The sequence below is a fragment of the Nonlabens sp. genome (genome assembly GCF_018401815.1).
Lineage (GTDB): Bacteria > Bacteroidota > Bacteroidia > Flavobacteriales > Flavobacteriaceae > Nonlabens.
Map to the genome: position 1 here is coordinate 26,045 of NZ_JAGYKG010000002.1, position 25,153 is coordinate 51,197.

The window sequence follows — 25,153 nt, forward strand, 5'->3', positions numbered from 1 at the left end:
TCGCGAAAGCGAGACAACAACCAATCAACACATCAAATTACAAGCATTAAAAGGCTCTTAAAAGTCTCCAAATGTGAGGAGATTATCATAATTTGCATGCTTTCAAAGAACATCCTAAATTGAACACCTATACCAACATTGATCAATATAAAGCTTCTAAAGGCGCTGTGGTAACCATAGGCACTTTTGACGGAGTGCATCACGGACACCAAAAAATTCTAAAACGAGTGGTAAGCAGAGCTCAAAGAGATTCTTTGACAAGTGTTCTTCTTACTTTTTTTCCGCATCCTAGAATGGTGTTACAACCAGATCAGGACCTTAAGCTTATCAATTCTATCGATGAGCGTGTGGCCCTTGTAGCAAGTCAAGGGATTGAAAATGTTGTGATCCATCCTTTTTCCCTTATTTTTTCTAGAACTACTGCTATTGACTATGTAAAAGACATCCTTGTGGATCGCTTAAACGCCAAAGTTGTGGTGATAGGTTATGACCACCGATTTGGAATTAATAGGTCGGCAAGCATTAAAGAATTGAAAGAATATGCACGAGAATTTGATTTTGAAGTCGTCGAGATTTCAAAAAAAGAAGTAGAAGAAGTAACGGTAAGTAGCACCAAGATAAGGGCCACATTGGAAAACGGGTCTATTGAAATTACTAATAAATACTTGAATAGGTATTTCAGCCTTCATGGAGTCATTATTATTGGAAAGAAAATAGGACGTACCATTGGCTATCCTACAGCAAACCTATCTGTTAAAGAATCTTATAAAATCATACCAGCACCAGGAGTATACATTACAAGTTCCATAATCAATAACCAGCGTGTTTACGGAATGACTAACATAGGGACCAACCCGACGATTTCTAGCGATGCCTCACAGACTATAGAGACGTATTATTTAGACCTTAAAGAAGATCTTTATGGCAAAGAGATGGAACTTTTCTTTCATAAACGATTGAGAAATGAAGAGAAATTTCCTCACCTTACAGATCTAGTAGCAGCCATGCAGTTGGATGAGAATAACACCAGGCTTTATGCACAGCAACTGGGATAGATGGCTTTTTACACAAGTAGATAATACGGCTCTGGTTCTTTTTAGAATGCTGTTTGGGTTGCTTATTGCTTGTGAGGCTTTTGGCTCTATTGCATTAGGTGCGGTAAACAGGCTTTTTATAGAGCCTGATTTTACCTTTACTTTTATAGGGTTTGAATTCCTAGAACCACTTCCTGGAAATTGGATGTATGTCTTGTATGTCCTTATGGGAATTGCAGGGCTACTGGTCATGTTGGGTTATAAATACCGAATGGCTCTATTGTTCTATGCCATCAGTTGGGCCTATGTGTATTTAATGCAAAAGAGCAGCTATAACAACCATTGCTATTTATTAATGCTTCTCAATTTTTTAATGTTGCTGCTTCCAGCAAATCGATCAGCTTCTTTGGATGCTATACAGCATCCTATGTTCAGAAAAGAGCACATGTCCAGATGGATTTATGTACTTATCATTACATTTTTGGGAATCATCTATGCGTATGCGAGCGTGGCAAAATTTTATCCAGATTGGTTAGATGGTAGTTTTCCTAGATATTTGATGAGCACAAGAGGTAGGAATTTTGATATTCTACAACAGGACTGGGTACATCAAGCCATACTGTATTTTGGATTATTCTTTGATCTCTTGATCGTGCCCATGTTGCTTTGGAAAAAAACAAGATGGTTTGCTGTTAGTGCCTCTGTATTTTTTCATGTATTTAATAGTGTGGTTTTCCAAATCGGCATTTTTCCGTATCTCGCTTTGTCCTTTTTACTCTTTTTCTTTTCTACGGAGCTGTTACATAAAAGATTCCTTTGGAAGAAATCCTATTATGCCGCTGCGGAAGTTATGGTCCCTAAATCAAAGAACTTTGTTGTCCTTTCTGGAACGCTCTTTCTTTTGGTCATGCTCCTATTGCCTTTACGGCATTGGATCATAAAAGATGACGTGCTTTGGACTGAAGAAGGGCATCGATTGAGCTGGCGCATGATGCTGCGCAGTAGAGCTGGATCAGGGACATTTTATATAGTGGAAAAAGATACCGGTAAGAAAACAGCTGTCCGGTTAAAGGATTATTTGAGTCCTAAACAGCAGTCGTCTGTACAATCAAAGCCTGATTTTATTTGGCAATTTGCTCAAGAACTAGAGGAAATATACGCTGAAGAAGGCAAAGCAATCGAGGTTTATGCAGACTTAAAAGTATCTATAAACGGACGAATTAGAAAGCAATTTACGGACCCTACAGTAGATCTTGCTCAGGAAGAATGGAGTCATTTTAAACACCATAACTGGATTTTACCTTCTTCTCTTGATAAAGAAAAGGAGCTGCTTAAAAACTAAGCCACACTTAAGAGTAGTTATGTTACCGATAATCCCTAATTTTACTTTTTATATTTTAAATAAGATCACATGCTTCAAATAGCAGAAATACGTGAAAATAAAGAGGCTTTTGCAAAAGCTTTACAAAAGAGAAACATCGATGCGCTTCCTTTATTGGAAAGTGCCATTGCTGTGGATGAAAATCGCCGTAATCTTCAAGCGCAACTAGATGAAACCCTGTCAAAAAGCAACAAGCTTTCTAAAGAGATTGGAGACTTATTTCAGTCTGGAAATGTCGCTGAAGCAAATGAGCTCAAAGCCCAAACAACTGATCTAAAAGAATCTTCCAAACAGTTGAGTGACCAACTGAGTGCTGTTGTCGAAGAATTACAGACCATTTTATATGCGATTCCCAACATACCTCAAGACAGCGTTCCTGCTGGTAGTAGCGATGAGGATAACGAGGTGGTTTTCCAATATGGAGACCTACCAATATTGCATGAGGGGGCAAAACCGCACTGGGAATTAGTGAAGGATTACGACATCATTGATTTTGAACTAGGGAATAAAATTACTGGAGCTGGGTTTCCGGTATACAAAAATAAAGGCGCGAGATTACAACGTGCGTTGATCAATTATTTCCTAGATAAAAATACGGCTGCTGGTTATGAGGAGATGCAAGTACCCTTATTGGTTAATGAAGCCAGTGGTTATGGAACCGGTCAGTTACCAGATAAAGAAGGACAGATGTATCACGTCGGTATAGATGACCTGTATTTGATCCCAACAGCTGAAGTGCCTATTACCAACTTATATCGCGGCAGTCTTTTAGAGATAAAAGACTTTCCTATTGCTATGACGGGTTATACCCCATGTTTCCGTCGTGAGGCTGGAAGTTATGGAAGTGACGTAAGAGGATTGAACCGTTTGCACCAATTTGATAAAGTAGAAATCTTGCGTATCGAGCATCCGGATCAGAGTGATGCTGCCCTAGATGCCATGGTGGTGCATGTAAAAGGAATTCTTGAAGAGTTGGAATTGCCTTATCGTATTTTAAGACTTTGTGGAGGTGATTTAGGATTTACTTCTACCTTAACTTATGACTTTGAAGTGTACAGTGCCGCTCAAGAAAAATGGTTAGAAGTAAGCAGTGTTTCCAACTTTAAGACCTTTCAAGCAAATCGGTTGAAATTGCGTTACAGAACCGGAGATAAAGGAACAGAACTGGCCCATACTTTAAATGGGAGTTCCTTAGCTTTACCCCGCATTCTTGCCAGTATTCTTGAAAATTTTCAAGTCCATAATGCCCTACATATCCCTAAAGTATTGATCCCTTATTGTGGTTTTGATGCGATAGATTAACTTTTATATCTTATGCGTACTCTCTTTTTAGTTGCTGCAGTGCTTTTTGGTTTCATGGGCTTTGCTCAAGATGTTAAGCTTGCCGAAAACTATATGGATCAAGGAGAATACACCAAAGCCTTAAAAATCTATCAAAAAATCTATGAACTCAATAAGCGTAATCCTAGAAGCGTATTTGCGTTGATAGAGGTTTATCAGCAATTAGAACGCTATAAAAGTGTAGATTCATTAATCGATATCGCTCAGAAAACAGCACCTCGCGATGAGCTGTTTTCCATTGAAAGAGGTTATAACGCTACCTTGCAAGGAAAAGATAGTGTAGCTAACAGGTACTATCAAAAAGCCATAACTGCTATAGATTCCTTACCGCAACTTACCTATCAGATTGCCGATAGATTTGAACAGCGCAATGAACTGGATAGGGCTATTGCCGCCTATGAAAAAGGAATGGCGCTCGATGACCGGCTCAATTACAATTATCAGCTAGCAAGATTATATGGAGAGAAAGGTGATCTGGAAAAGATGTTTGATACCAACATCAAAATGATAGAGCAAAATGCGGTCTATCGTTCTCGTGCTCAAGCACTTTTTGCTCAATATGTCACCGATGATGCAGCTAATGAAGGGAATCAGATATTAAGGAAAGTATTGTTGCTGCGCCTACGTGAACACCCAGACCCTACCTACAATCAGTTGTTGTCATGGCTTTTTGTGCAGCAAAAGGATTTTAAAAAAGCCTTCATTCAAGAAAAGGCGATCTATAGGCGTGATCCAACCAATATGTATAATATTCAAGATCTGGTAGAAACGGCTATTGAAGAGAAGGATCTGGAAGCAGCAGGAGAGATACTGGACTACATGATTGAAGAAACACAAGCTATAAGTGTAAAGTATACCGCCCAAAGCCTTAAGATTAAATTAAAAGCTGCTGCGGCAACCGCTGAAGCCTATGAACAGATCAAACAAGATTACGAACATCTCTTAATCTATTACGGTAGGGGTAAAGAGACGTTTAGATTACAACTGGACTATGCTAACTTCTTAGCATTTAAAATAAATCAACCTCAAGAGGCAATTGATTTACTTGTCGCTTTAGAGAAAACAAGTCTGAGTAAATTTCAAAAAGCAGATGTTAAAATGGTATTGGCTGATATTCTGGTGTTGCAGGAGCAATTCAATAGAGCACTGATCTATTACAGCCAGATTCAGAATGATTTGCCCAATGATTTGCGTTCTCAGGAATCCCAATTTAAAGTAGCGCGTACCAGCTATTTTCAAGGCGATTTTTCTTGGAGCCTTACTCAGTTAAAGGTGCTGCGCAGCGCTGCTAGTAAGCTTATTGCAAACGACGCTATGCAGTTAAGCCTCACTATTGCAGACCACTCTATAGAAGACACTACTTTTGTTGCGTTGAAAGCTTTCGCGAAAGCGGAATTAAAACACTATCAGAACAAAAGAGCAGAAGCCATTACCCTATACGATCAATTACTCCTAAATCATAAAGGAGATCCTATCGAAGATGAGGCCTTGCTTAACCAAGCTCAGCTTTATGAAGTAGAAGGGCGCTTTGAAAAAGCAAGAGGTAATTACCAACTGATTATTGATAATTATGCAGATGGAATCCTTGCAGATGATGCGTATTACCTACTGGGGCTGTTGTATCAACAACAACTTGAAAACCCTCAAAAAGCTAAAGATCTTTTTGAAAAAATAATATTTAACCATGCCGATAGTATTCATTTTGTAGATGCCCGTAGGCGCTATCGCAGGTTGCGTGGGGATGAACAGGAAAAGGCTTTTTAACGCTTATTAAAATCAATCTATTTATGATTATTTATAATGTCACTTGTAATATGGATGCCTCTTTGGAGTCCGAATGGATCCCGTGGATAAGAGAGTATATTGCTAAAGTGTTAGGTACGGGCCTATTTATGGATGCAAGACTTACTAGAGTTCTTGTAGAAGATAAAGATGGCTCCAGCACATTCTCAATCCAGTATAAAGCGATTGATAAAGATGCGCTTCAACAATATTACGACGATTATGCTCCTGCATTAAGGCAAGAAGGTCTTACTAAATTTGGAGAGCGCGTGTTGTCCTTTAGAACAGAGCTGGAATTGATTGATGAATATCATGTAAAACGAAATTAGTAGGTAGTCGTTACCTATAATAAAAAGGGAACTATAATATCCCTTTAATTAATCAACTATACACCAATAACTAAAAAATTTGGCTAAATACAAACCTAAATACACTTCACAAGACAAAGGGGTTACTGCAAAAAAACACTTAGGTCAGCACTTTTTAAAAGATGAAACTGTAGCCATACGAATAGCAGACTGCTTGAGTTACAAAGGCTATGATCAGGTACTAGAAATAGGTCCAGGAACAGGAGTGCTTACCAAGCATGTGATCAGAAAAGAAATCAAAGTTACTGCTCTAGAATTGGATCGAGAATCGGTAGCTTATTTAAAGCAAAGCTTTCCTATAGAACACTCAAAAATTGTCAACGAAAACACCTTTGAAGTGGTAGAAGCAGACTTTCTTAAAAAAGATTTAAGTGATATTTATGGAGAGGGTTCTTTTGCCATCATAGGTAATTTCCCATATAATATCAGTACACAAATCGTCTTTAAGGCGCTTGAAAATAGAGATCAAATTCCAGAATTTGGAGGGATGTTTCAAAAAGAAGTGGCAAAACGTATTTGTGCTTCTCACGGTTCTAAAACATATGGAATACTATCTGTTTTAGCTCAAGCCTACTATCATGCTGAGTACCTTTTTACCGTCGGACCTGAAGTGTTCAATCCGCCACCTAGAGTAGATAGTGGTGTGTTGCGTTTAATTCGAAAAGAAGACTACAACAAGTTACCTTGCTCTTATGCCAAATTGCGGGAGGTGGTTAAATTAGCTTTTCAGCAGCGTCGTAAGACCTTGAGAAACTCATTAAAAACAATGAATTTACCTGATGAAATGCGAGAAATGCAGATTTTTAATCTGAGGCCAGAACAGATCAGTGTGGAGATGTTTGTGGAGTTGGTGCAAGAGATAGAGGCTATTTAGGGATGATATTTTGTCCATATAACAGCTTCTTTTACAAAATGACAACTGCCATATCTTTCACTTTTATATCACAAACATCATAAGATCGACATCCTGCACTGGAACGATCCTTTTATAGAAAATGCTTGGGGTACACAAGTCCTCAGCAGGTTTTTTGTCATGGAAAATCTTAAAATCTATTACTTTATTTTTTATTGAATGCACTTAGAATATAGGTTCATTAAAAACTAAAATATCGATATAAGTAACTACAATACTTGTATTTTGACTATGGGCTTACTTTTGTTTAACTTTGTAGAAACAATAAAGAAAAATATCATGGCTCTAGAAATAACAGATGCAAACTTTGAAGAAACCGTATTAAAAAGTGACAAGCCAGTGCTGGTTGACTTTTGGGCAGCTTGGTGTGGGCCATGTCGCATGGTAGGACCTATCATTGACGAGGTTTCTGCTGAATATGCTGATAAAGCTCTTGTAGGGAAAATGGACGTTGATGCTAATCAAGAATTTGCTGCAAAATACGGCGTGCGTAACATTCCTACCGTATTGGTTTTTCAAAATGGCGAAGTAGTGGGCCGTCAGGTAGGTGTTGCTCCTAAAAATGCGTACACCGATGCTTTAGATGCTCTTTTGAACTAGCTTTAAGTACCTTGCCATAAAGCCTGTTCTTGCTCGATCAGGCTTTTTTTATGCTCTTTTTTCAGATTTGTAGCAGCCTATCTCATTAGTTGATGGTCCACTGGAATTGGCTAGGCATACCTGAATACCACAAATTTAAAATTACCACTAAAAGCAGAAAAGACACCTCCATAATTCCTGCTTTATTTTATTATCTTCACCCTATGGACATACAAAGGGAGCTCAATACAACTACTGGTTTTAAAAACTTACAGTTACTTGCTAGCCAAGTGGTGGAAGGTTATATAAGTGGGATGCATAAATCTCCTTTTCATGGCTTTAGTGCGGAGTTTGCTGAACATAAAATGTACCACCCTGGAGAAAGTACCCGTCATATCGATTGGAAATTATTTGCTAAAACAGATAAGCTGTATACTAAAAGGTATGATGAGGAAACCAACTTGCGTTGTCATCTTATTATAGATAATAGTCCATCGATGCACTATCCACTTATTAAGAAGCAAGAAATAGGATCGCTTAATAAAATAGGGTTTACGGCACTCGCTGCTGCAAGTCTAATGAACTTATTGAAGAAACAACGCGATGCGGTAGGATTGAGTATTTATGCTGACGAGTACGAGTATTACGCTCCAGAAAAAGGAAGTGAGCGGCATCACCATATGTTGTTGGATCAACTTTCTAGAATAAGTAGCAGTACACCTAGTGCCACAACAACAGACACTTATAAATACCTGCATGAAATAGCAGAGAACATCAAACGCAGGTCGCTTATTTTTCTTTTCACAGATATGTTCCAAAGCGATAGGCATGAAGATGAACTCTTTGAAGCTTTAAGGCATTTAAAGTATAATAAACATGATGTAGTTCTTTTTCATACCTACGATAGTGCTACTGAGGTCAACTTTGAATTCTCCAATCGACCCACTCGGTATACAGATGTGGAAACAGGAGAATACGTCAACCTCTATGCAGACAACGTAAGAGAAGAATATAAGAAGGTAGTAAAGGAATATTTTGAGAAATTGAAGATGCGTTGCGGGCAGAATAAGATCAAGTACCTGCCGGTAGACATTCAGCAACATTTTGATGTGGTCATGACCACCTTTCTACTGGAACGACAGCTTTTTAAATAGGCGCTACTTTAACAGAGTTGAATTGTTCCTCTTGAGGGTATCTTATAACTAGATTTTAAAAAAAATAAAAAAGCCTATCTCAAGATAGGCTTAGTGCAACTGGTTGATTGAAAAAACTTCGAGTTGCTGTAAGGAATTGCTGGCTAAATCCTATTGATGGAACAATCATTTTTATTTATTGGGATAAAAATGCCTAGCTCTTGATGAGTTGTTCTACCTGTACTTGATCATCTTGTATCAACTCTACGAAATACATCCCTTGTTGTAAATCACTAATTCCATAATAGCCTTGCGATCCTTCAAAACTTTTTACGAGTTGACCGGATACATTGTAAATGCGTATGCGTTCTACTTCTTCAGATAGCTTAAACGCATCGGTTACTGGATTAGGAAATAACTTAATTAAAGAAGAGGAGAGAAGTACCTCATCGTTACTTAAGGGGTCTTGTAATTGCTGAGTCGTGTATAACTTATATTCTCCAGGTTGTAAATTTATCAAGGCCGTTGGGTTAGTAACGTTGATGGCGGTGTTGTTATTAAAATAATCGTACCAGGTTCCTGTTTGTGAGAAATTAGGATTGACATTTTGAGCAGTAACCGCAAAGTTAGCTACAACAACCGCATCAAATTGAGAGCCGTTAAGATTGATTCTTTTTATGAGTCCACTTACATCAAGGAAGTTATTGGTGCTGTTAAAGGTATCTGGATATAAAGTTTTAAAATTGATCATGGTAGCCGTTACATGATATAAATCCATGCGGTCGGTATCGGTATCATAACCCAAAGTCCACGGAATAGGTTTACGGCCTGTACGGCCATTTAAATTAATATCTAACTCATAACCTAGTTCTCCAAACTGCCATAACATTTTAGGGCCAGGAATGCTATACAACATTGCAGCAATCGCTTCTTGTCTGTCTAAAGCTACTGGCAATGTTCTAACATTATGAGAAGGGTTGGAGTCATTACCGAATTGAAGGTTCTTATACATCAACCTTTGCTCGTCATGACTTTCTGCATAAGCAACTAAGTGTTGATTATTAAAGTTACGGGAGTTGTAATAAGATCGAAAGATATTTGTATTACCGCTGTAGCCCATAGCGTTTTCATTGTATTGGTCTGTCATTTTCCCCCAAAGCATAAAGCCAGCGTCGGCAAGCGCTTTTTCTTCACTATCATCTCCAAGGTGTTCTAGAATCATGTAAATATCTGTGCTGTTGGCGTTCCATATAGTATTGCGGTAATCATTTAATATAGTGACTCTAGAGGCATCAAACGCATTCCAAGCCCCAATATTTCCTAACGTATTGTTTTGAGTAAATCCTTTAGAAAGATCAAACCTGAATCCATCCACTCGGTATTCATCAATTAAAAATTGCAAGGTTTGTTTGACATAGTCACGAGTAAAGGAACTCTCATGATTCATGTCATAGCCTACGTTAAAATCATGACGTGCAGTAACATTCATATAAGGGTTGTTACTTGCTGGTCTAAAGTTAGCTTGATCCCACCACATTTGACACAGAGGACTTTGACTGAAGGCGTGGTTATAGACCACATCAATAATAACTGCAATACCTTTGGAGTGGCATAAATCTATCAGTTCTTTAAATTTTTCCGGAGTACCGTAGGCTTTGTCAATAGCGCCATGAAGTTTAGGATTATAACCCCAACTGTCGCTACCTTCAAATTCGTTAATAGGCATTAATTGAAGCGCATTGATTCCCAAAGTTTCTAAGTAATCCATACGGTCGATTACCTGCTGATAGCTGTCTTGCTCTGAGAAATCTCTTACGAGTAATTCATAGACCACTAGATTTTCTTTATCCGGTCTCGTAAAGTTAGTTGTGGTCCAGTTGTAAGGCGTTTTCTGGTAGGTATATAGGGTAACATCACCTGTAGTTTCATTTAACGGATACACAGGTAGGTTAGGATAATTACCTGTAGGAATAAAGGGATCGCTTCCTGGATCTAAGATCAATTGGCTGTAAGGATCGGCTATTTTGATATCAAAGTCTACAAGATATTGATACATAAACTCGGTATTTGCTGAGAATTCAGTAGCAGGAACAGTGATCCAAAAATAATCTCCGTCTTTATTCATTTGGTAATTGGTGTCCAGATTCCAGTTGGTAAAACTTCCAATTAAAGACACATCATTTTTGAGAGGAGCGGCAAGAAGGAAAGTAACGCTACCGTCGGCATTCTCATTGACTCCATTTTTTAGACCTATCGGACGGGGCAGATTTTGAGTTGCACCAGGTACAAACACGTTTACGGTATCACTTGACGTATCAGTTCCGTTAGTTGCTGTTATGGTGATGTCATAAGAACCAGCCGTAGTAAAGGTATAAGAACCATTAATAGTCATAGCTGTAGTAGTTGCTATACTAGAATTATTAACACTGAGGTCCAGAGCTGTGTTTTGTGAGCAGTCACCTGAAATAGTAATATTTTGATTCAAGTTAAAGATGTCTCCATCTTGAGGTGATGTTATTACGGTGTTCAATCCAGGTAAGAAAACATCTAAAAAAATGTCTGGACTAGTTTGAACAGTTGCCGTGGCATTTCTGATAACCAAGCAAATTTCAGAAACTACATCCCCGGGAGCCACGTTATAAAACTGATTAATACTTGTTCCTAGCGTCAGTTGATAAATGTTACCAACCGTATTCACAAATTGAGGTGCAGTGGTGTTATCGTTAAAACTACTGTTGACTATATTCTGCCACCTAGTTCCATTAATATTCACTCCAGTGTAGGCATAAAGGGTACCTGTAGCATTTTCTAGGGCTGTTCCTGTGGCGTCAAAAGTTAGTGTTACTTGATCTGTTGGAGTTGGTGTGGACGGTGTTGTTGTTACTTGCGCTTTCGCGAAAGTGAAACAAATGAAGGCCATCAAACACAAAGTAAAGTTTTTCATAGCTTGAATTTGTGGTAAAAAAAGGGCTGCTTGCAGCCCTTTTATTAAGTAAATTATAAAATTATTCTTGCGGAATAAGCAAGAAACTTCCGTCTAAATCATTGAAGAATATATCGTAGGTTCCAGCCTTTACCGTAATGTTTGGATCGTTATTATTGTTGCCCTGTCCGGCGTAAGGAGATGTGGCATCACCCCAGCTATTTGTCCAATCGTCGTCTGCTCTGATTTTCATTTCACCAGCTACTAATACAATATCACGACCTACCCATTTGTGAGGGTCAAAAGTAGACTGAGTAAGGTCCGTATCTGGATCATTCCATCCATTAGGAGTAGCGGCACCTATAATCGCCATGCTCGAGTAAGTGGGTGCCGTGGCAGCAGCTGTGTTTGGAACCATGCTAAAGCTTGAAGAACCTTCTGAAGTATTAGTTACTCCTGTTACATCTATAGCGAAGTCATAATACCCAGCTGTAGGAGCAGAAAAAACGTTAGGGTCATTTCCAGCACCATCATTGACACCTACAGCACCATTTCTTTCTCCGTACTGCGGTTGCCACATTCCTAGGTTAGAAAGAATTTTAAATGCATCAGCATTGAAGTAACCTGTGTAATAATGCTTGTTCACATCATTGATATCTACATAAAGAGCTGGGTTAGTTTGCCCATTTCCATCACCGTTATTCCATCCCGGCTCTGTTGCAGCGCCTACTAAGTATAATGGTTTAAAAGGGTAAGCTTCAAACGGAGTAATGACAGCGGTGATTTCATTAGAAAATACTGGATTTACAGCTGTAGACGCCGTAGTGGCTTTTACTCTTAATTTAAAATTACTAGCCGTACCTGGTTCAGCACCTAAACCAAGGGCGGCATCATTTAAAGCATTAAATGTAACTGCGGCATTGGTGCTGTTGTTAGCGCCTAATATGGCCGGTGCACTGAAGTCCCCTGATTCGAGATCCATTTCTAACTGATAATCAATTTGAACAGGAGTTTCAAAAGTGATTCTGTTCCATGAAAATCTTTCGGCAAGATCTGCACCATTTGTCTCTGTCACCTCAAAGGTGTTTACTTCAGGAGATAAAATAATTTCTCCAGAGCTATTCGTGTCTAACGAAAACTCTTCGCTATCGGTATCATCACAAGAGGTAACTGCTGCGATAGCTAAAAACGAAAGTATTAATATTGAAAACTTTTTCATTTGTGTTTGATTTATAAGATTAGTAACCAGTGTTTTGTGGTTGTAGATTAGGATTTTGATTTAATTCTTGTGCTGGAATAGGTAAGACGTTTCTGTAAGCAGCCGTTGTGGTACCATTTCGTACATTTCCTTTCCAAGCCCATACTTTAGAAGTAGTGAACTGACCGAAACGCACTAAGTCTTGACGTCTATGTGATTCCCAGTGTAATTCACGACCTCTTTCATCTAGTATAAAGTCTAAGTCTATTTGTCCAGCGTTGACATTACCACTAGTGTTTCCATAAGCTCTTTCTCTTATGCTATTGATGTAGGTTTCAGCAGTGTTGAGATCTCCACCAGATCCACCTCTCAATACCGCTTCAGCATACATTAAGTAAGCATCAGATAAACGAAATACAGGGAAGTCTATATCCACAAAATCACCTACTTGATCCACACCAGCAGTTCCATCTACGTTGATGTTTTTAAATTTCTGAATAGCAAAGCCATCTTTAAATTGTCCTACGTCATCAATTTCTTTTGTTTGATCATCAGTAAAGAAGGTTTCTCTAGTGTCAGCAGAGTTCTCTTCTCCCGGGAATAATTCAACAAATTCTGGTGTAGTTCTAATACCTCCCCATCCACCATTGATACCAAATTCTGTTGGATCCATGTTCCCACCTACTGGTGCATGAGTTAAATAAGTAGTACCACCAAAAGTTTGTGTGTTTAAGCCGTCATAATTGATGGTCCAGATAAATTCGCTCTCGGCACCATTGCGATTGTTGTCAGCTTGAAAACTGTACGCATAAGGTACTGTAGGAATGCTATATCCAGCCGAGATTACCTTGTTCAATTGGGTAATGGCGTCTGTGTTTCTTTCTGTTCCAGTATAAACTTCAGCATTTAAGTAAATTTTTGATAAAAGCATCCATAAGGCCGCTTTGTCTGCTCGACCATATTCATTCATACGAGCGTCTACCATATCATCTTCTATATCGAGCAATTCTAATTCGATAAATTCAAATAGTTCAGCACGATTTTTCACTTCTGGTAATACCGCAGGATCATAATTCACATCTCTAAACGGTAATTTTCCAAAAAGATCCATTCCATGATAGTAGGAATAAGCTCTAAGAAATCTTGCCTCAGCGCGATACTTTACAACATCTGCTCTGATATCGGCTGGGATATTGTATTCATTTAGTTTTGCATCGGTACTTAAAGCTAAAAACTCATTACAAACGGCGATTTGATAATTTACTCTTGAGAACATGGCATTGATAAATTCATTACCATCTGTCCATACATGACCATGTAAGTCCTTGATGGTACCATCATTCCAAGCGATAATCGCTTCATCTGTAGTCAGTTCTTGCATGTTCCAGTATAATCTGAGATAGTTGGAGAAACCACCATCGATTCCTGAAATATCGGCATCACCGTCACCACCAGATTGGCCGCCAACGGCAAGACCAGCATAAGCTTTGGCAATGATACCACGATAAGTGGCAGGATCTTGAAATAACTCTGCTTCTGTGACCCGGTTATCTCTTGGCTCTACTGTAAGTGCATCTTCACACGCAGTAAATACAAGCATCCCAAGAAATAAAAAGATAATTGATTTGTATATTTTCATAGTATTGCTTTTTTAAAATTTAAACCCTAATCCAAAGATTAGTCCTCGGTTACGAGGGAAAAGATTGTTGTCCACCCCACCGAATACTTCAGGATCCACTCCGTCGTAATCGGTAATAGTTATAAGGTTAGTTCCTGTTACAGAAGCTCTTATGTCTACTTTGTCTCCAGGGAAATTATAACCTAACGAAATGTTGTCCAATTTGATAAAATCAGCTTTCTGAATATAATAGTCAGAGAACAACCTTTGTTGAGAGAAGTTGGTATCTAAAATATCTACAGGAGAATTGATATAAATAGGATTCTGCGTGTTTGTTGGGAACATACTACCGTAGTTAGCCGCATTAGAAGCGACGTTGTTGTAGTTGTACCCACCGGCTGCACCTCTAAGGGTAAAACTTAAATCTAGATTTTTATAATTGAAATTAGAAGTGAATCCAAAATATACATCATGATTTGCTTTTTTGTACCGAACTCGGTCCGCATCGTTGATAATATTATCACCATTAGTGTCTACAAAAACACCATCTAAAGGATTTCCATCTTGGTCGTACACTTGACGGAAAACGTGGAAGGTAGTAGGGTCAAATCCCACAGACCATTCTTGAATTGTGTTTCCAACGCCACCAGAAATTCCTCCTACCTGTACAGGAGCATTTTGAGCTCCAGCAAGATCGGTAATTTCTATTTCTTGTACCGTGGCGTTTGCCGATAGGGTCCAGTTGATGTTTTCAGACTGAATCATTTTTATGGAAATACTCGACTCGATACCTCTACTTAAGGTAGAGCCAGCATTCTGAAAGCTCCCATTTTCTAATCCACCTGCTGGAAGTGGGCCAAAGAGCAACAGGTCACTTGTTTCTCTATAAAAACCATCTACGCTACCAGTAATACGATCGTCAAAGAAACCTAAGTCGATACCGGCATTCCATTGATCAGTAGTTTCCCATTTCAAATCAATAGCTCCTTCTGGGCGTATCGTAGTTACAAATTGATCTCCAAATTGCACCGCTGCCTGAGGTTGTCCTGGCGTAAAAACGGATAAAAATGCAAAAGATACAGGGATATCCTGTTGTCCTGTCTGACCAAATCCACCGCGAATCTTTAATTGTGATAGAAAACCACTATTTTGAACAATAGTAGTATTGGTTAATTTTATCGCTCCGCTAGCTCCATAGAAATCAGCCCATCTGTTCTCTTCAGAAAACCTAGAACTACCGTTACGGGAAGCACTAGCTGATAAAACAAATAAATCCTTAATATCAAATGATGCTCTTGCAAATGCGGTTACTAAGGTAGATTCGTCTATGCCTACTGGGTTTTCTTGTAAGCTGTTGTTTACGGTAGAACGTCCAGTGGTTTGACGAACAAAATCTTGATAACTTCCACCTAAGGTTACCTCCATATCGGTAGCTAGAGACTCTAAAGATCTCTTATAATCAATACGTCCATCGATCAATTGGTTTCTTCTAAACCCTTCACTAAAACTCCTGTTGTTTCCTCGAGCTCCAGCACCAGAGTTGAAGTCTCTAATGGAGTAACTGTCAAATTCGTTATAGTCGATACCTGCATTACCTGTAAATTTCAAACCAGGAATTTTTCTGATGTTGTAAGCAGCATTAAGATTTAATCTGGCTTGAGCATTATCTAATTGAGAATCTAAACTATTCAATAATCCTAATGGATTGCGAGGTGCATTAGGTTCTGGTCCTGTAGTGTTGGTGTATTCAAAATAACCGCCAAAGGCTCCAGTTGTATTGAAAATAGATTGTGTAGGATCAAAAACTACCGCTGCGCCTATAGCACCACCATCGGCATTTCTAATTTCTTCTTGAGACATTTGAGAGGTAAAGTTTAATTTTAAATCACCCTTTAAGAAATCTTGTCTTATGTTAAGTCCTAAGGTAGCTCTTTCATAACCGGATTTTAATAAAGTACCGTGTTCGTTGGTATAACCAAGTGATGCGCGTATAGAAGTCGTCTCATAACCTTTTTCGGCAGTAAAGTTATGTATGGCTCTAGTACCATTTTGGTAAATCTCATTTTGCCAATCAGTGTTGGCAGTACCTAACACTGATGTATCCCTACCTTGATCTATTACCAATTGTCTAAATTCTTCCGCACTTAACACATCAGCGTAGTTTTGAACTTGGTTGACAGCAAATTGAACATCGTATCCTAATTTAAGATCACTATTTAAAGTTGCTTTTTTGGTAGTGATCAGGACGACACCATTAGAAGCCCTGTTACCATATATAGCGGTAGCACTTGCGTCTTTAAGAATAGTGAACGACTCGATATCGGCTGGGTTGATTGTATTAAGGCTAGCATTACGTTGATCTAATGGCACTCCATCTACTACATATAGAGCGTCTTGGTTTCCACCTAAAGTAGATCCAGGGCGCACTCTAATAACTGGTCCGTCGCCAGGGCGACCGGAAGCATCAGTAACTTGCACACCTGCCACTTTACCCGCCAGTAGTTGACCTGGAGAGACTATAGCCCCTTTGTTGAACTCATCGGCTTTTACAGTTGTTTGTGCGGCGGTTACATTTTCTTTTTTAGTGCTACCATATCCTATAAGGACGATAGCGTCTAGTTCAGAAAGATTTTCTTTTAACGTGATATCAATTGAACTCTGTCCAGTAAAAGCTATTTCCTGCGTGGTATACCCTATAAACGAGAATACAATAATGGCATCACTCGGAACATTGTCTAGCTTGTATTTTCCATCAAAATCTGTCGATGTGCCGTTAGATGTTCCTTTTACTGAAACAGTAGCGCCCAAAGCTGGAAGTCCGTTAGATTCGAATACTGTTCCAGTAATTACACTTTGAGCAAATGCAAAAAAGGGTAATAAAAATAACAGTAAAATTACTTTTAATTTTTGATTCATTTTTTTGATTTAATTAATTGTTAGTGTCATCTTCTTCACACACGGCAGCTAAATTATGTAAAGTTAAGGTTAACAAAACCTTTTTTTTATGACATTCTACGAAAACGTTTTCGGTAAAAGATCGTATTTTTTTATACTATCTTCACTTTCGCAAAAGCGATACTTTTAATTATTCATAACCCGGTTATAATGGCTCAAAAGATAACACTCAAGAAAATAGCAAAGGACCTAAAAGTTTCTATATCAACTGTTTCAAAGGCTTTGAGAGATTCTCATGAAATAAGTATGGAAACTCGTGACAAGATCAAAGAGTACGCAAGGGAGTTCAATTACAAGCCTAATAGCATTGCGCTAAGTCTTAAAAATCAGAAGACAAAAAAGATAGGAATCATTATTCCCGAAATAGTTCATCATTTTTTTGCGACAGTTATTTCGGGAGTGGAACGCGTAGCAAATGAAAAGGGCTATCAGGTAATTATTACTTTGTCTGGGGAGAGTTTTGATAAAGAAGTGGTGAACATGGATATGCTTGCAAATGGAAGTATAGACGGTTTTATTATGAGTTTATCAAAAGAGACTATGGAAAAACAGGACTTTCATCATTTAAGAGAGGTAACGAATCAAGGAATGCCTGTTGTCATGTTTGATCGTGTGTCTAATGATATATCTTGTGATAAGGTGATTATTGACGATGTTGCCGCTGGCCATGAAGCGACGGAGTTCCTATTGAGAAAGGGCAGGAAACGCCTAGGAATCATAAGTACGGTAGATTATGTTAATGTAGGTAGGTTGCGTTCTCAAGGCTTTAAGCAAGCATTGCAACAACGGGGTTTTGAAGTAGAAGACCGTCAATTTCTTAAAATAGAAGATATTGATAGTTGTGAAAAGGATATCGAAAACTTTGTAGTAAACAATAATTTTGATGCCATAGTAGCAGTGAATGAGCTATTTGCAGTTATGGCGAGTAAAGCCTTGCAAAAGGCAGGTAAAAAAATACCAGAGGATGTCGCTATTGTTGCATTTACAGATGGGATACTTTCTAAATTTGCAAGTCCTACTTTAACTACCATTGGTCAAAATGGGGAAGAAATGGGAGGCGTTGCTGCTGCAATACTTATTGAAAAGCTGGAGTCCAAAAATCACGATAACGAAATTTACGAAACCGTTATCGTAAAAACTACACTTATAGAAAGAGAATCTACACCTTAAATTAGTAATTTTACACCTCGGTTAAAAGTTATATCTTTGTCGAAGAATTGGAGGGATTTTTTAAAGTTACCATCCTGATCCATCAAAACTTATCTTCTTCACACACGTTATAAGTTTTGATAAGTCATAAGGCTTATCGTCATTAAATCAATAGCGATATGCAAAAACCTAAGTTAGGTTTCTGGGATATTTGGAACATGAGTTTTGGATTTCTCGGTATTCAGTTTGGTTTTGCCCTTCAAGGCTCTACCATGTCACGTATTTTTGAAACATTAGGAGCAGAAGAATCTGAGATTCCATTGTTATGGATCGCAGCACCTCTTGCTGGCCTTATAGTCCAACCGATTATAGGGTACCTCAGCGATAATACTTGGCACAAAAGATTGGGACGTCGTCGTCCTTTTTTCCTTATAGGGGCCATTTTGAGTTCTATTGCCTTACTGTTTATGCCCTATTCTTCCGAAGTATGGATGGCGGCGGGCTTACTACTCGTGTTAGATGCTTCTATTAACATCTCCATGGAGCCGTTCCGAGCACTTGTAGCAGATAAATTACCAGAATCCCAACGCAGCTATGGATTTGTAGTACAAACCTTAATCATAGGTGTCGGGACATGGGTAGCCAGTAATTTGCCTCAATGGGTCAACAATACCTTAGAAATTTCAAATGAAGCGGCTCCTGGAGTGGTTCCTGACTCTGTTAAAGTAGCTTTTGGGGTGGGGGCTTTTGTTTTTATTACTTCTATCCTCATCACTATTTTTACTACAAAAGAATACACTCCTAATGAAATGGCTGCATTTGATGATGCAGGAGTGCCAGAAGAGAAAAAAGGAATGGTAGGTACCATATTAGGCACCTATGCCTTAATGCCTTTGATCATGAAAAAATTGGGAGTGGTTCAATTTTTCTCTTGGTTTGCATTCTTTGCGATGTGGACACTGGCAAACCCAGCATTAACCAGCCATATCTATAACGCCCCTAAACCCGATGTGATGGAGTTTGCCCAATTAACAACTAATGAGGATGGAGAAGAAGTTGCGGTTAGGTCTTCAGAAAATGAAATCATATTTTTAAGTGATGCTTCAAAAGCAGCATACAAAAGCTTAGATAAAGCTTACAATGAAGCTAGTGATGACGTAGGTTCTAAAATGGGTATCTATGGATTAACCTCCATGATTTTTGCACTACTTCTCACCTTCTATACGGCATACAAGTCCATCAATAGAAAATATATTCATATGGGAAGTTTGCTTGCCGGGGGCCTTGGTTTCTTGTATATGGTTTACAGTCCAGGGGCGCCAGACAACCTCTACATATCATTCGGACTCATCGGTATTGCTTGGGGGAGTATTTTATCCATGCCGTATGCGATGCTATCCAGCGCTGTTCCATCCTCTAAAATGGGATTGATGATGGGGGTTTTCAATATGTTTATTGTGATCCCACAAATTATAGCTGCGATAGGAGGAGTGGTTTTATTACATCATTTAATTGGAGAAGAATCCATTCACGCCATGACTATCGCTGGGCTATTTTTAATTATTGCCGCATTCTCTAATTTACTAATTACAAATAAAAAGGCGATTACCTATCAGCCTGCCATTACAAACGAATAAATGAGTAAAAAAGCATTCATATTTGATTTAGATGGCGTTATCGTGGATACAGCAAAGTTTCATTTTATAGCTTGGAAGCGATTAGCGGCATCATTAAACATCAATTTTACAGAAGATGAAAACGAACAACTGAAAGGAGTTTCTAGGGTGAATTCGCTTAAGAAAATCTTAGAATGGGGAGATATAGCAATCTCTCCAGAAGTTTTTCAACAAAAAATGGATCAAAAGAACGAAGAGTATCTGGACCTTATAAAAAGTCTGAGCACTAAAGATATTATGCCAGGAGTGCATGACTTTCTTTTAAACTTAAAAAAGCAAGATCAACCTATAGCTTTAGGTAGTGCCAGTAAAAATGCGCGACCTATTTTACAAAAGCTAGGCATACGAGACCTCTTTGAAGTCATTATAGATGGAACTGACGTGACTAAAGCCAAACCAGATCCAGAAGTATTCCTTAAGGCTTGCCAGCAACTAAATTATACGCCTCAAGACAGTATTGTTTTTGAAGACAGTGTTGCAGGAATACAGGCTGCCAATAGAGCTGGAATGATTTCCATTGGGTTGGGAGAAGAGAACATACTTCATGAGGCAGATGAGGTGTTTACCCACTTTACAGAGATGCCTCAAGATTATATCAACCTATTATTAAGTCGTAAAAAATGAATCAAGAATATATCATTCCCAACGCTTGGTCTATAATTGAAGAGGGCTGGAATCCTTCTCAAGTAAAGTCTAGCGAAAGCCTTTTTTCTATAGGTAACGGTGCCATGGGGCAACGAGCAAATTTTGAAGAAAAATATTCAGGAGCTTCTTTTCAAGGGAGTTACCTAGCTGGCGTTTATTATCCAGACAAAACCAGAGTAGGATGGTGGAAAAATGGCTATCCAGAATATTTTTCCAAAGTGTTAAATGCACCTAACTTTATAGGAATAGATGTGTTTGTAGATGGAGAAGAGTTGGACCTGGCTACAGTTCAAGCAGTGAGCGATTTCCGTCGGGAACTGAATATGAAAGAAGGCTGGTACGAGCGTTCTTTTGTCGCTCATTTTTCTGATGATAAGGCCATTCAAGTAGTTGCGCGCAGGTTGATGAGTTTAAACATAGATGAGCTTGCCGTAATGAACTATCAAGTGACAGCTGTAAAAGGAGATTTAAGAATTTCTTTTCAACCCTATATCGATGCAGGAATTACCAATGAAGATACCAACTGGGATGATCAGTTTTGGGAAGTAGAAGAACTGCTTTCTGAGGGTCATCAAGGCCTGGTGCGCAGTCGAACCAATAAAACCAACTTCTACGTAACGACCTTCATGCAATCGGAGTTGATTAAAAATGGCGAACACCTACAATATGCTGAGCATTTTGACCAGAATGATACCTTGATTAGGCATAAAGCTGTTTGTGATATTGCTCAAGGCGAAAGCGTTACTCTTATTAAGTATGCCGGCTATGTTTCTAGTTTAAATCATGAACATTCGGACCTATTTAACGCTGCAAAGGCTGTTTTACATAAAGCGACTGCATTAGGTTATGAAAGTTTGCTTAAATTGCAGACAGATTCATGGACTCACATCTGGGCCATGGCAGATATCAGTATAGACGGTGATCTCAAAGCGCAGCAAGGGATTCGTTTTAATATCTTCCAATTGAATCAAACTTATTCAGGTAAGGATTCTCGTCTTAACATAGGTCCTAAAGGATTTACTGGAGAGAAATATGGAGGTTCTACCTATTGGGATACAGAGGCTTATTGTATTCCTTTCTACATGGCTACCAAAGATCAACAGGTAGCACGTAATTTATTGAGATATAGATATGAGCAGCTAGACAAGGCCGTTGAAAATGCTAAGAAATTAGGGTTTTCTTCTGGAGCTGCTCTATATCCAATGGTGACTATGAATGGCGAAGAATCTCACAATGAGTGGGAAATTACCTTTGAAGAAATACACCGCAACGGGGCAATGGTTTTTGCTATTTACAATTACATCAGGTATACAGGAGATTACAGGTACGTTCCAGAAATGGGATTGGAGGTGATGATTGCTATTGCAAAATTTTGGCACCAACGTGCTACTTATTCACAACCAGCTAAGAAGTACATGATTCTAGGTGTTACTGGGCCTAATGAGTATGAAAATAATGTCAACAATAACTGGTATACCAATTACTTAGCAAAATGGTGTATCGAGTATGCCGTAGAACATATTCATAAAGTAAAAAAATATTACCCAGCTGATTACGATCGCATCATGGCTAAAACTAAGCTTACAGATCGAGAGACCATTGAATGGCTAGAGGTGGCAGAAAATATGTACATGCCTTTTGATGAAGAGTTAGGAGTCTACTTGCAACAAGACGGATTTTTGGATAAAGAAATCATTCCAGTAAACGAGCTTTCTAAAGAACACAGACCTATCAACCAGAAATGGTCTTGGGACCGTATTTTGAGAAGTTGTTACATCAAACAGGCTGATGTGTTGCAATGCTTTTACTTTTTTGAAGATCATTTTACCAAAGAACAACTGTCCAAACACTTTGACTTTTATGAACCTTTAACCGTTCATGAAAGCTCGCTTTCTCCTTGTGTTCACAGTATACAAGCAGCAAAGTTAGACCGTATGGATCAAGCGTATCAGTTCTATTTAAGAACTTCTCGTCTCGATCTGGATGACTATAATAAAGAAGTGGAAGAGGGTTGTCATATTACCAGTATGGCAGGAACATGGATGAGCATTGTAGAAGGTTTTGGAGGCCTTCAAATTATTGATAACAAGCCTAGTTTCACGACCAAACTTCCTCAGCAATGGACGGGTTTTAGTTTTAAAATCAACTTTAGACATCAGATTATAGAAGTGCAGGTAACTTCTGCTGGAACTAAAGTAAGTTTAGAAGGAAAGCATGCTCAAGAGATCATTCTCAATGGTGAACACATCACTTTGGAGCCTCAATTAGTAAATGCCTAAACCATGAATAAACTGGTTTTTCTTTTAAGTGTTGTTTTTTATTTCGCTTTCGCGAAAGCGGTAACTGCACAAATTACCGAGCTAGAAGGACCTCTAGAACACATAGAACCTCGATTCTGGTGGAGTGGAATGCAACACAACGAAGTAGAAGTCCTGTTTTATGGAGAGAACATCTCTAAATACGACCAGGTACGTAGCGACTTGAGCGTTCTCCACGTTAGAAAAACCGAGAGTCCAAATTATCTGTTGGTTACTTTTGATATGGATCTGGAGCCTAATACCTATCAGATCGAACTGTGTAATGGGGACTGTGAAGAGGGCGATGTGATTCCCATTTCTTATGATATTTTAAAACGGGAGCCAGAAAGCAGCTCAAGAAAAGGGTTTGATTCTAGCGATGCGATTTATTTAATCATGCCCGACCGATTTGCAAACGGCGACCCATCTAATGACAGTGTTGATCAAATGTCTGAGAAGGCAAACCGAGACCTGAAAGGCGGGCGTCATGGAGGCGATATTCAAGGAATGATAGATCATCTGGATTATATAGATGATTTAGGAGCAACTGCCATATGGAGTACGCCCTTGTTAGAAGATAATGACGAGCGTTATTCCTACCATACCTACGCACAGAGCGACTTGTATCGCATCGATCCACGATATGGTACCAACGCCGATTACAAACAACTGGGTGACGAATTGCATAAAAGAGACATGAAATTGATCATGGATTATGTGACCAACCATTGGGGTGCTACCCACTGGATGATGCAAGATTTACCTATGCCCACTTGGATACATCAATTTGACGATAATAAAGGAAAGGATTTTCCAGTTGCAGGATATGCCAACTCATCGTACCGACAGACTACACAAATGGATCCTCATGTGAGTAAAAGAGATGCAATTTATGCAGAGAAAGGCTGGTTTGTAAGCAGCATGCCAGATATCAATCAAAGTGACCCGACGGTTTTGAATTATTTGATTCAAAATACGATCTGGTGGATAGAATATGCGGGATTGGACGGATTGCGAGTAGATACCTATTCTTATAATGAGAAAGAAGGCATTGCAAAATGGACCAAAGCCATCATGGAGGAGTATCCTAACTTTAACATTGTAGGGGAAACCTGGTTGCACGATCAAGCGCAAATTGCTTACTGGCAAAAAGATTCTAAAATCGCTGCCATTCAGGAGTACAATACGCATTTACCTAGTGTGATGGATTTTACGTTACACGATGCGATCACAAGTGCGTTTAACGAAAACGATCAGCAATGGGATAAAGGAATGATAAAAGTCTATGAGAATTTTGTCAATGATTTCTTATATCCAAATAGTGACAATATTTTAGTTTTTGCAGGAAACCACGATACCAACCGAATCAATGGCAGCGGATTATACCAAGGGGACTTAGCCAAATACCAACTGGCCATGACTTTAGTATTGACCACTAGAGGAATTCCGCAATTGTATTATGGTGACGAAATAGGAATGGGGGGCAACCGAGATACCGATGGCGATGGTGACATCAGAAGAGATTTTCCTGGGGGATGGAACGATGATGAGGTAGATGCTTTTAAAAACCCAACTCTAGAGCAAAAAGCCTTTCAAGAATTCACTAAGAAACTCTTGAATTACCGAAAAAATAAAGAGGTGATTCACCATGGAAAATTGCTTCAATACGTGCCGGAGAACAATTGTTATGTCTACTTTAGAGAAAATGGAGTAGATAGTGTAATGGTGATCATCAATAATAATACAGAAGAAGTAACTTTAGACCTTAAACGTTTTGAAGAAGGATTGGCTGGAAGAAAAAAGGGTCAAGATATTTTAACGAACGAACTATTTGATTTGAATAAAAATATAAAGGTCCAAGGAAAAACAAGTTTAGTAATAGACTTGGATAAACTTGGTAGTTGATTTAGACGGTTTTAGATTTCCCCCTTTCTGGCATCCTATAAGTGCAAAGAGAGGAATGCATAATGTTCGACTTGTGCTGAGCTTGTCGAAGTAAGGACAATGGGACTCACGCAAGAGTAAGAACATCGCCAACACCCAACTCATATCTTCCCTCCAGGGAAGACGATACTTTGGGAGTTTGATCATCTTATCGCTTTAGCTTAAAATAAAGGTTTTCCCTTGAGGGAAATGCCGATAGGCAAAGGGTGTTCACGCA

At 38.8% G+C, this 25,153-nt stretch carries 17 protein-coding genes; 13 read left to right on the forward strand and 4 right to left on the reverse strand.

Annotated features, from left to right (window positions below; genetic code table 11):
- Nucleotides 1-119: 119 nt before the first annotated feature.
- From KG732_RS04440 to KG732_RS04475, 8 genes are all read left to right on the forward strand, one after another.
- Entirely contained in the window at nucleotides 120-1,055 is a 936-nt protein-coding gene (locus KG732_RS04440; RefSeq protein WP_213521281.1) for a bifunctional riboflavin kinase/FAD synthetase, read from the forward strand.
- A complete protein-coding gene (locus tag KG732_RS04445; protein ID WP_300980314.1) occupies nucleotides 1,015-2,376 on the forward strand; it encodes an HTTM domain-containing protein in 1,362 nt (453 codons plus the stop codon). Before KG732_RS04440 ends, KG732_RS04445 begins: the two co-directional genes overlap by 41 nt.
- Nucleotides 2,377-2,445: 69 nt before the next feature.
- Nucleotides 2,446-3,717 carry a serine--tRNA ligase gene (gene serS / locus KG732_RS04450; RefSeq protein ID WP_213521282.1) on the forward strand — a complete coding sequence of 424 codons (1,272 nt, stop codon included), beginning with the start codon at nucleotides 2,446-2,448 and terminating at the stop codon, nucleotides 3,715-3,717.
- A gap of 12 nt (nucleotides 3,718-3,729) precedes the next feature.
- Nucleotides 3,730-5,520, forward strand: coding sequence for a tetratricopeptide repeat protein (locus tag KG732_RS04455; protein ID WP_300980315.1), 1,791 nt, complete (start codon nucleotides 3,730-3,732; stop codon nucleotides 5,518-5,520).
- Between the two features lie 23 nt (nucleotides 5,521-5,543).
- Nucleotides 5,544-5,867, forward strand: a complete 324-nt coding sequence (locus KG732_RS04460) for a DUF4286 family protein (protein ID WP_213521283.1) — start codon at nucleotides 5,544-5,546, stop codon at nucleotides 5,865-5,867.
- A gap of 79 nt (nucleotides 5,868-5,946) precedes the next feature.
- The gene (gene rsmA / locus KG732_RS04465; protein ID WP_213521284.1) at nucleotides 5,947-6,780 is read left to right on the forward strand and encodes a 16S rRNA (adenine(1518)-N(6)/adenine(1519)-N(6))-dimethyltransferase RsmA; all 834 of its coding nucleotides are present in this window, start codon (nucleotides 5,947-5,949) and stop codon (nucleotides 6,778-6,780) included.
- Nucleotides 6,781-7,050: 270 nt separating this feature from the next.
- A complete protein-coding gene (trxA, locus tag KG732_RS04470) occupies nucleotides 7,051-7,419 on the forward strand; it encodes a thioredoxin (RefSeq protein ID WP_367271481.1) in 369 nt (122 codons plus the stop codon).
- A 203-nt stretch (nucleotides 7,420-7,622) separates the two neighbouring features.
- Nucleotides 7,623-8,552, forward strand: a complete 930-nt coding sequence (locus KG732_RS04475; protein ID WP_213521286.1) for a DUF58 domain-containing protein — start codon at nucleotides 7,623-7,625, stop codon at nucleotides 8,550-8,552.
- A gap of 193 nt (nucleotides 8,553-8,745) precedes the next feature.
- On the opposite strand, the gene KG732_RS04480 is transcribed toward KG732_RS04475, so the two are convergent.
- The 4 genes from KG732_RS04480 to KG732_RS04495 form a co-directional block, all read right to left on the reverse strand.
- Complete coding sequence (locus KG732_RS04480; protein ID WP_213521287.1) at nucleotides 8,746-11,475, reverse strand: alpha-amylase family glycosyl hydrolase; 2,730 nt, start codon at nucleotides 11,473-11,475, stop codon at nucleotides 8,746-8,748.
- A 61-nt stretch (nucleotides 11,476-11,536) separates the two neighbouring features.
- Complete coding sequence (locus KG732_RS04485; RefSeq protein WP_213521288.1) at nucleotides 11,537-12,673, reverse strand: SusE domain-containing protein; 1,137 nt, start codon at nucleotides 12,671-12,673, stop codon at nucleotides 11,537-11,539.
- A gap of 19 nt (nucleotides 12,674-12,692) precedes the next feature.
- Nucleotides 12,693-14,291, reverse strand: a complete 1,599-nt coding sequence (locus KG732_RS04490) for a RagB/SusD family nutrient uptake outer membrane protein (RefSeq protein ID WP_213521289.1) — start codon at nucleotides 14,289-14,291, stop codon at nucleotides 12,693-12,695.
- Between the two features lie 12 nt (nucleotides 14,292-14,303).
- Complete coding sequence (locus KG732_RS04495) at nucleotides 14,304-17,186, reverse strand: SusC/RagA family TonB-linked outer membrane protein (RefSeq protein WP_213521290.1); 2,883 nt, start codon at nucleotides 17,184-17,186, stop codon at nucleotides 14,304-14,306.
- 189 nt (nucleotides 17,187-17,375) lie between these two features.
- Between KG732_RS04495 and KG732_RS04500 the strand changes: the two genes are divergently transcribed.
- From KG732_RS04500 to KG732_RS04520, 5 genes are all read left to right on the forward strand, one after another.
- A complete protein-coding gene (locus KG732_RS04500) occupies nucleotides 17,376-18,395 on the forward strand; it encodes a LacI family DNA-binding transcriptional regulator (RefSeq protein ID WP_213521291.1) in 1,020 nt (339 codons plus the stop codon).
- Nucleotides 18,396-18,553: 158 nt separating this feature from the next.
- Nucleotides 18,554-20,011, forward strand: a complete 1,458-nt coding sequence (locus KG732_RS04505) for an MFS transporter (RefSeq protein ID WP_213521292.1) — start codon at nucleotides 18,554-18,556, stop codon at nucleotides 20,009-20,011.
- Nucleotides 20,012-20,674, forward strand: a complete 663-nt coding sequence (pgmB, locus tag KG732_RS04510; protein ID WP_213521293.1) for a beta-phosphoglucomutase — start codon at nucleotides 20,012-20,014, stop codon at nucleotides 20,672-20,674.
- On the forward strand, nucleotides 20,671-22,974 hold the full coding sequence (locus tag KG732_RS04515; protein ID WP_213521294.1) for a glycoside hydrolase family 65 protein: 2,304 nt from the start codon (nucleotides 20,671-20,673) through the stop codon (nucleotides 22,972-22,974). Before pgmB ends, KG732_RS04515 begins: the two co-directional genes overlap by 4 nt.
- Before the next feature lie 3 nt (nucleotides 22,975-22,977).
- Nucleotides 22,978-24,897: an alpha-amylase family glycosyl hydrolase gene (locus KG732_RS04520; RefSeq protein WP_213521295.1), complete on the forward strand. Its 1,920-nt coding sequence runs from the start codon at nucleotides 22,978-22,980 to the stop codon at nucleotides 24,895-24,897.
- Nucleotides 24,898-25,153: the final 256 nt, after the last annotated feature.

Bases quoted from the DNA above. Each gene is read 5' to 3' on its own strand.
- KG732_RS04445 (WP_300980314.1), top strand. From the start codon at position 1,015: ATGAGAATAACACCAGGCTTTATGCACAGCAACTGGGATAGATGGCTT.
- serS (WP_213521282.1), top strand. From the start codon at position 2,446: ATGCTTCAAATAGCAGAAATACGTGAAAATAAAGAGGCTTTTGCAAAA.
- KG732_RS04455 (WP_300980315.1), top strand. From the start codon at position 3,730: ATGCGTACTCTCTTTTTAGTTGCTGCAGTGCTTTTTGGTTTCATGGGC.
- KG732_RS04460 (WP_213521283.1), top strand. From the start codon at position 5,544: ATGATTATTTATAATGTCACTTGTAATATGGATGCCTCTTTGGAGTCC.
- trxA (WP_367271481.1), top strand. From the start codon at position 7,051: ATGGGCTTACTTTTGTTTAACTTTGTAGAAACAATAAAGAAAAATATC.
- KG732_RS04475 (WP_213521286.1), top strand. From the start codon at position 7,623: ATGGACATACAAAGGGAGCTCAATACAACTACTGGTTTTAAAAACTTA.
- KG732_RS04480 (WP_213521287.1), bottom strand. From the start codon at position 11,475: ATGAAAAACTTTACTTTGTGTTTGATGGCCTTCATTTGTTTCACTTTC.
- KG732_RS04485 (WP_213521288.1), bottom strand. From the start codon at position 12,673: ATGAAAAAGTTTTCAATATTAATACTTTCGTTTTTAGCTATCGCAGCA.
- KG732_RS04490 (WP_213521289.1), bottom strand. From the start codon at position 14,291: ATGAAAATATACAAATCAATTATCTTTTTATTTCTTGGGATGCTTGTA.
- KG732_RS04495 (WP_213521290.1), bottom strand. From the start codon at position 17,186: ATGAATCAAAAATTAAAAGTAATTTTACTGTTATTTTTATTACCCTTT.
- KG732_RS04500 (WP_213521291.1), top strand. From the start codon at position 17,376: ATGGCTCAAAAGATAACACTCAAGAAAATAGCAAAGGACCTAAAAGTT.
- KG732_RS04505 (WP_213521292.1), top strand. From the start codon at position 18,554: ATGCAAAAACCTAAGTTAGGTTTCTGGGATATTTGGAACATGAGTTTT.
- pgmB (WP_213521293.1), top strand. From the start codon at position 20,012: ATGAGTAAAAAAGCATTCATATTTGATTTAGATGGCGTTATCGTGGAT.
- KG732_RS04515 (WP_213521294.1), top strand. From the start codon at position 20,671: ATGAATCAAGAATATATCATTCCCAACGCTTGGTCTATAATTGAAGAG.
- KG732_RS04520 (WP_213521295.1), top strand. From the start codon at position 22,978: ATGAATAAACTGGTTTTTCTTTTAAGTGTTGTTTTTTATTTCGCTTTC.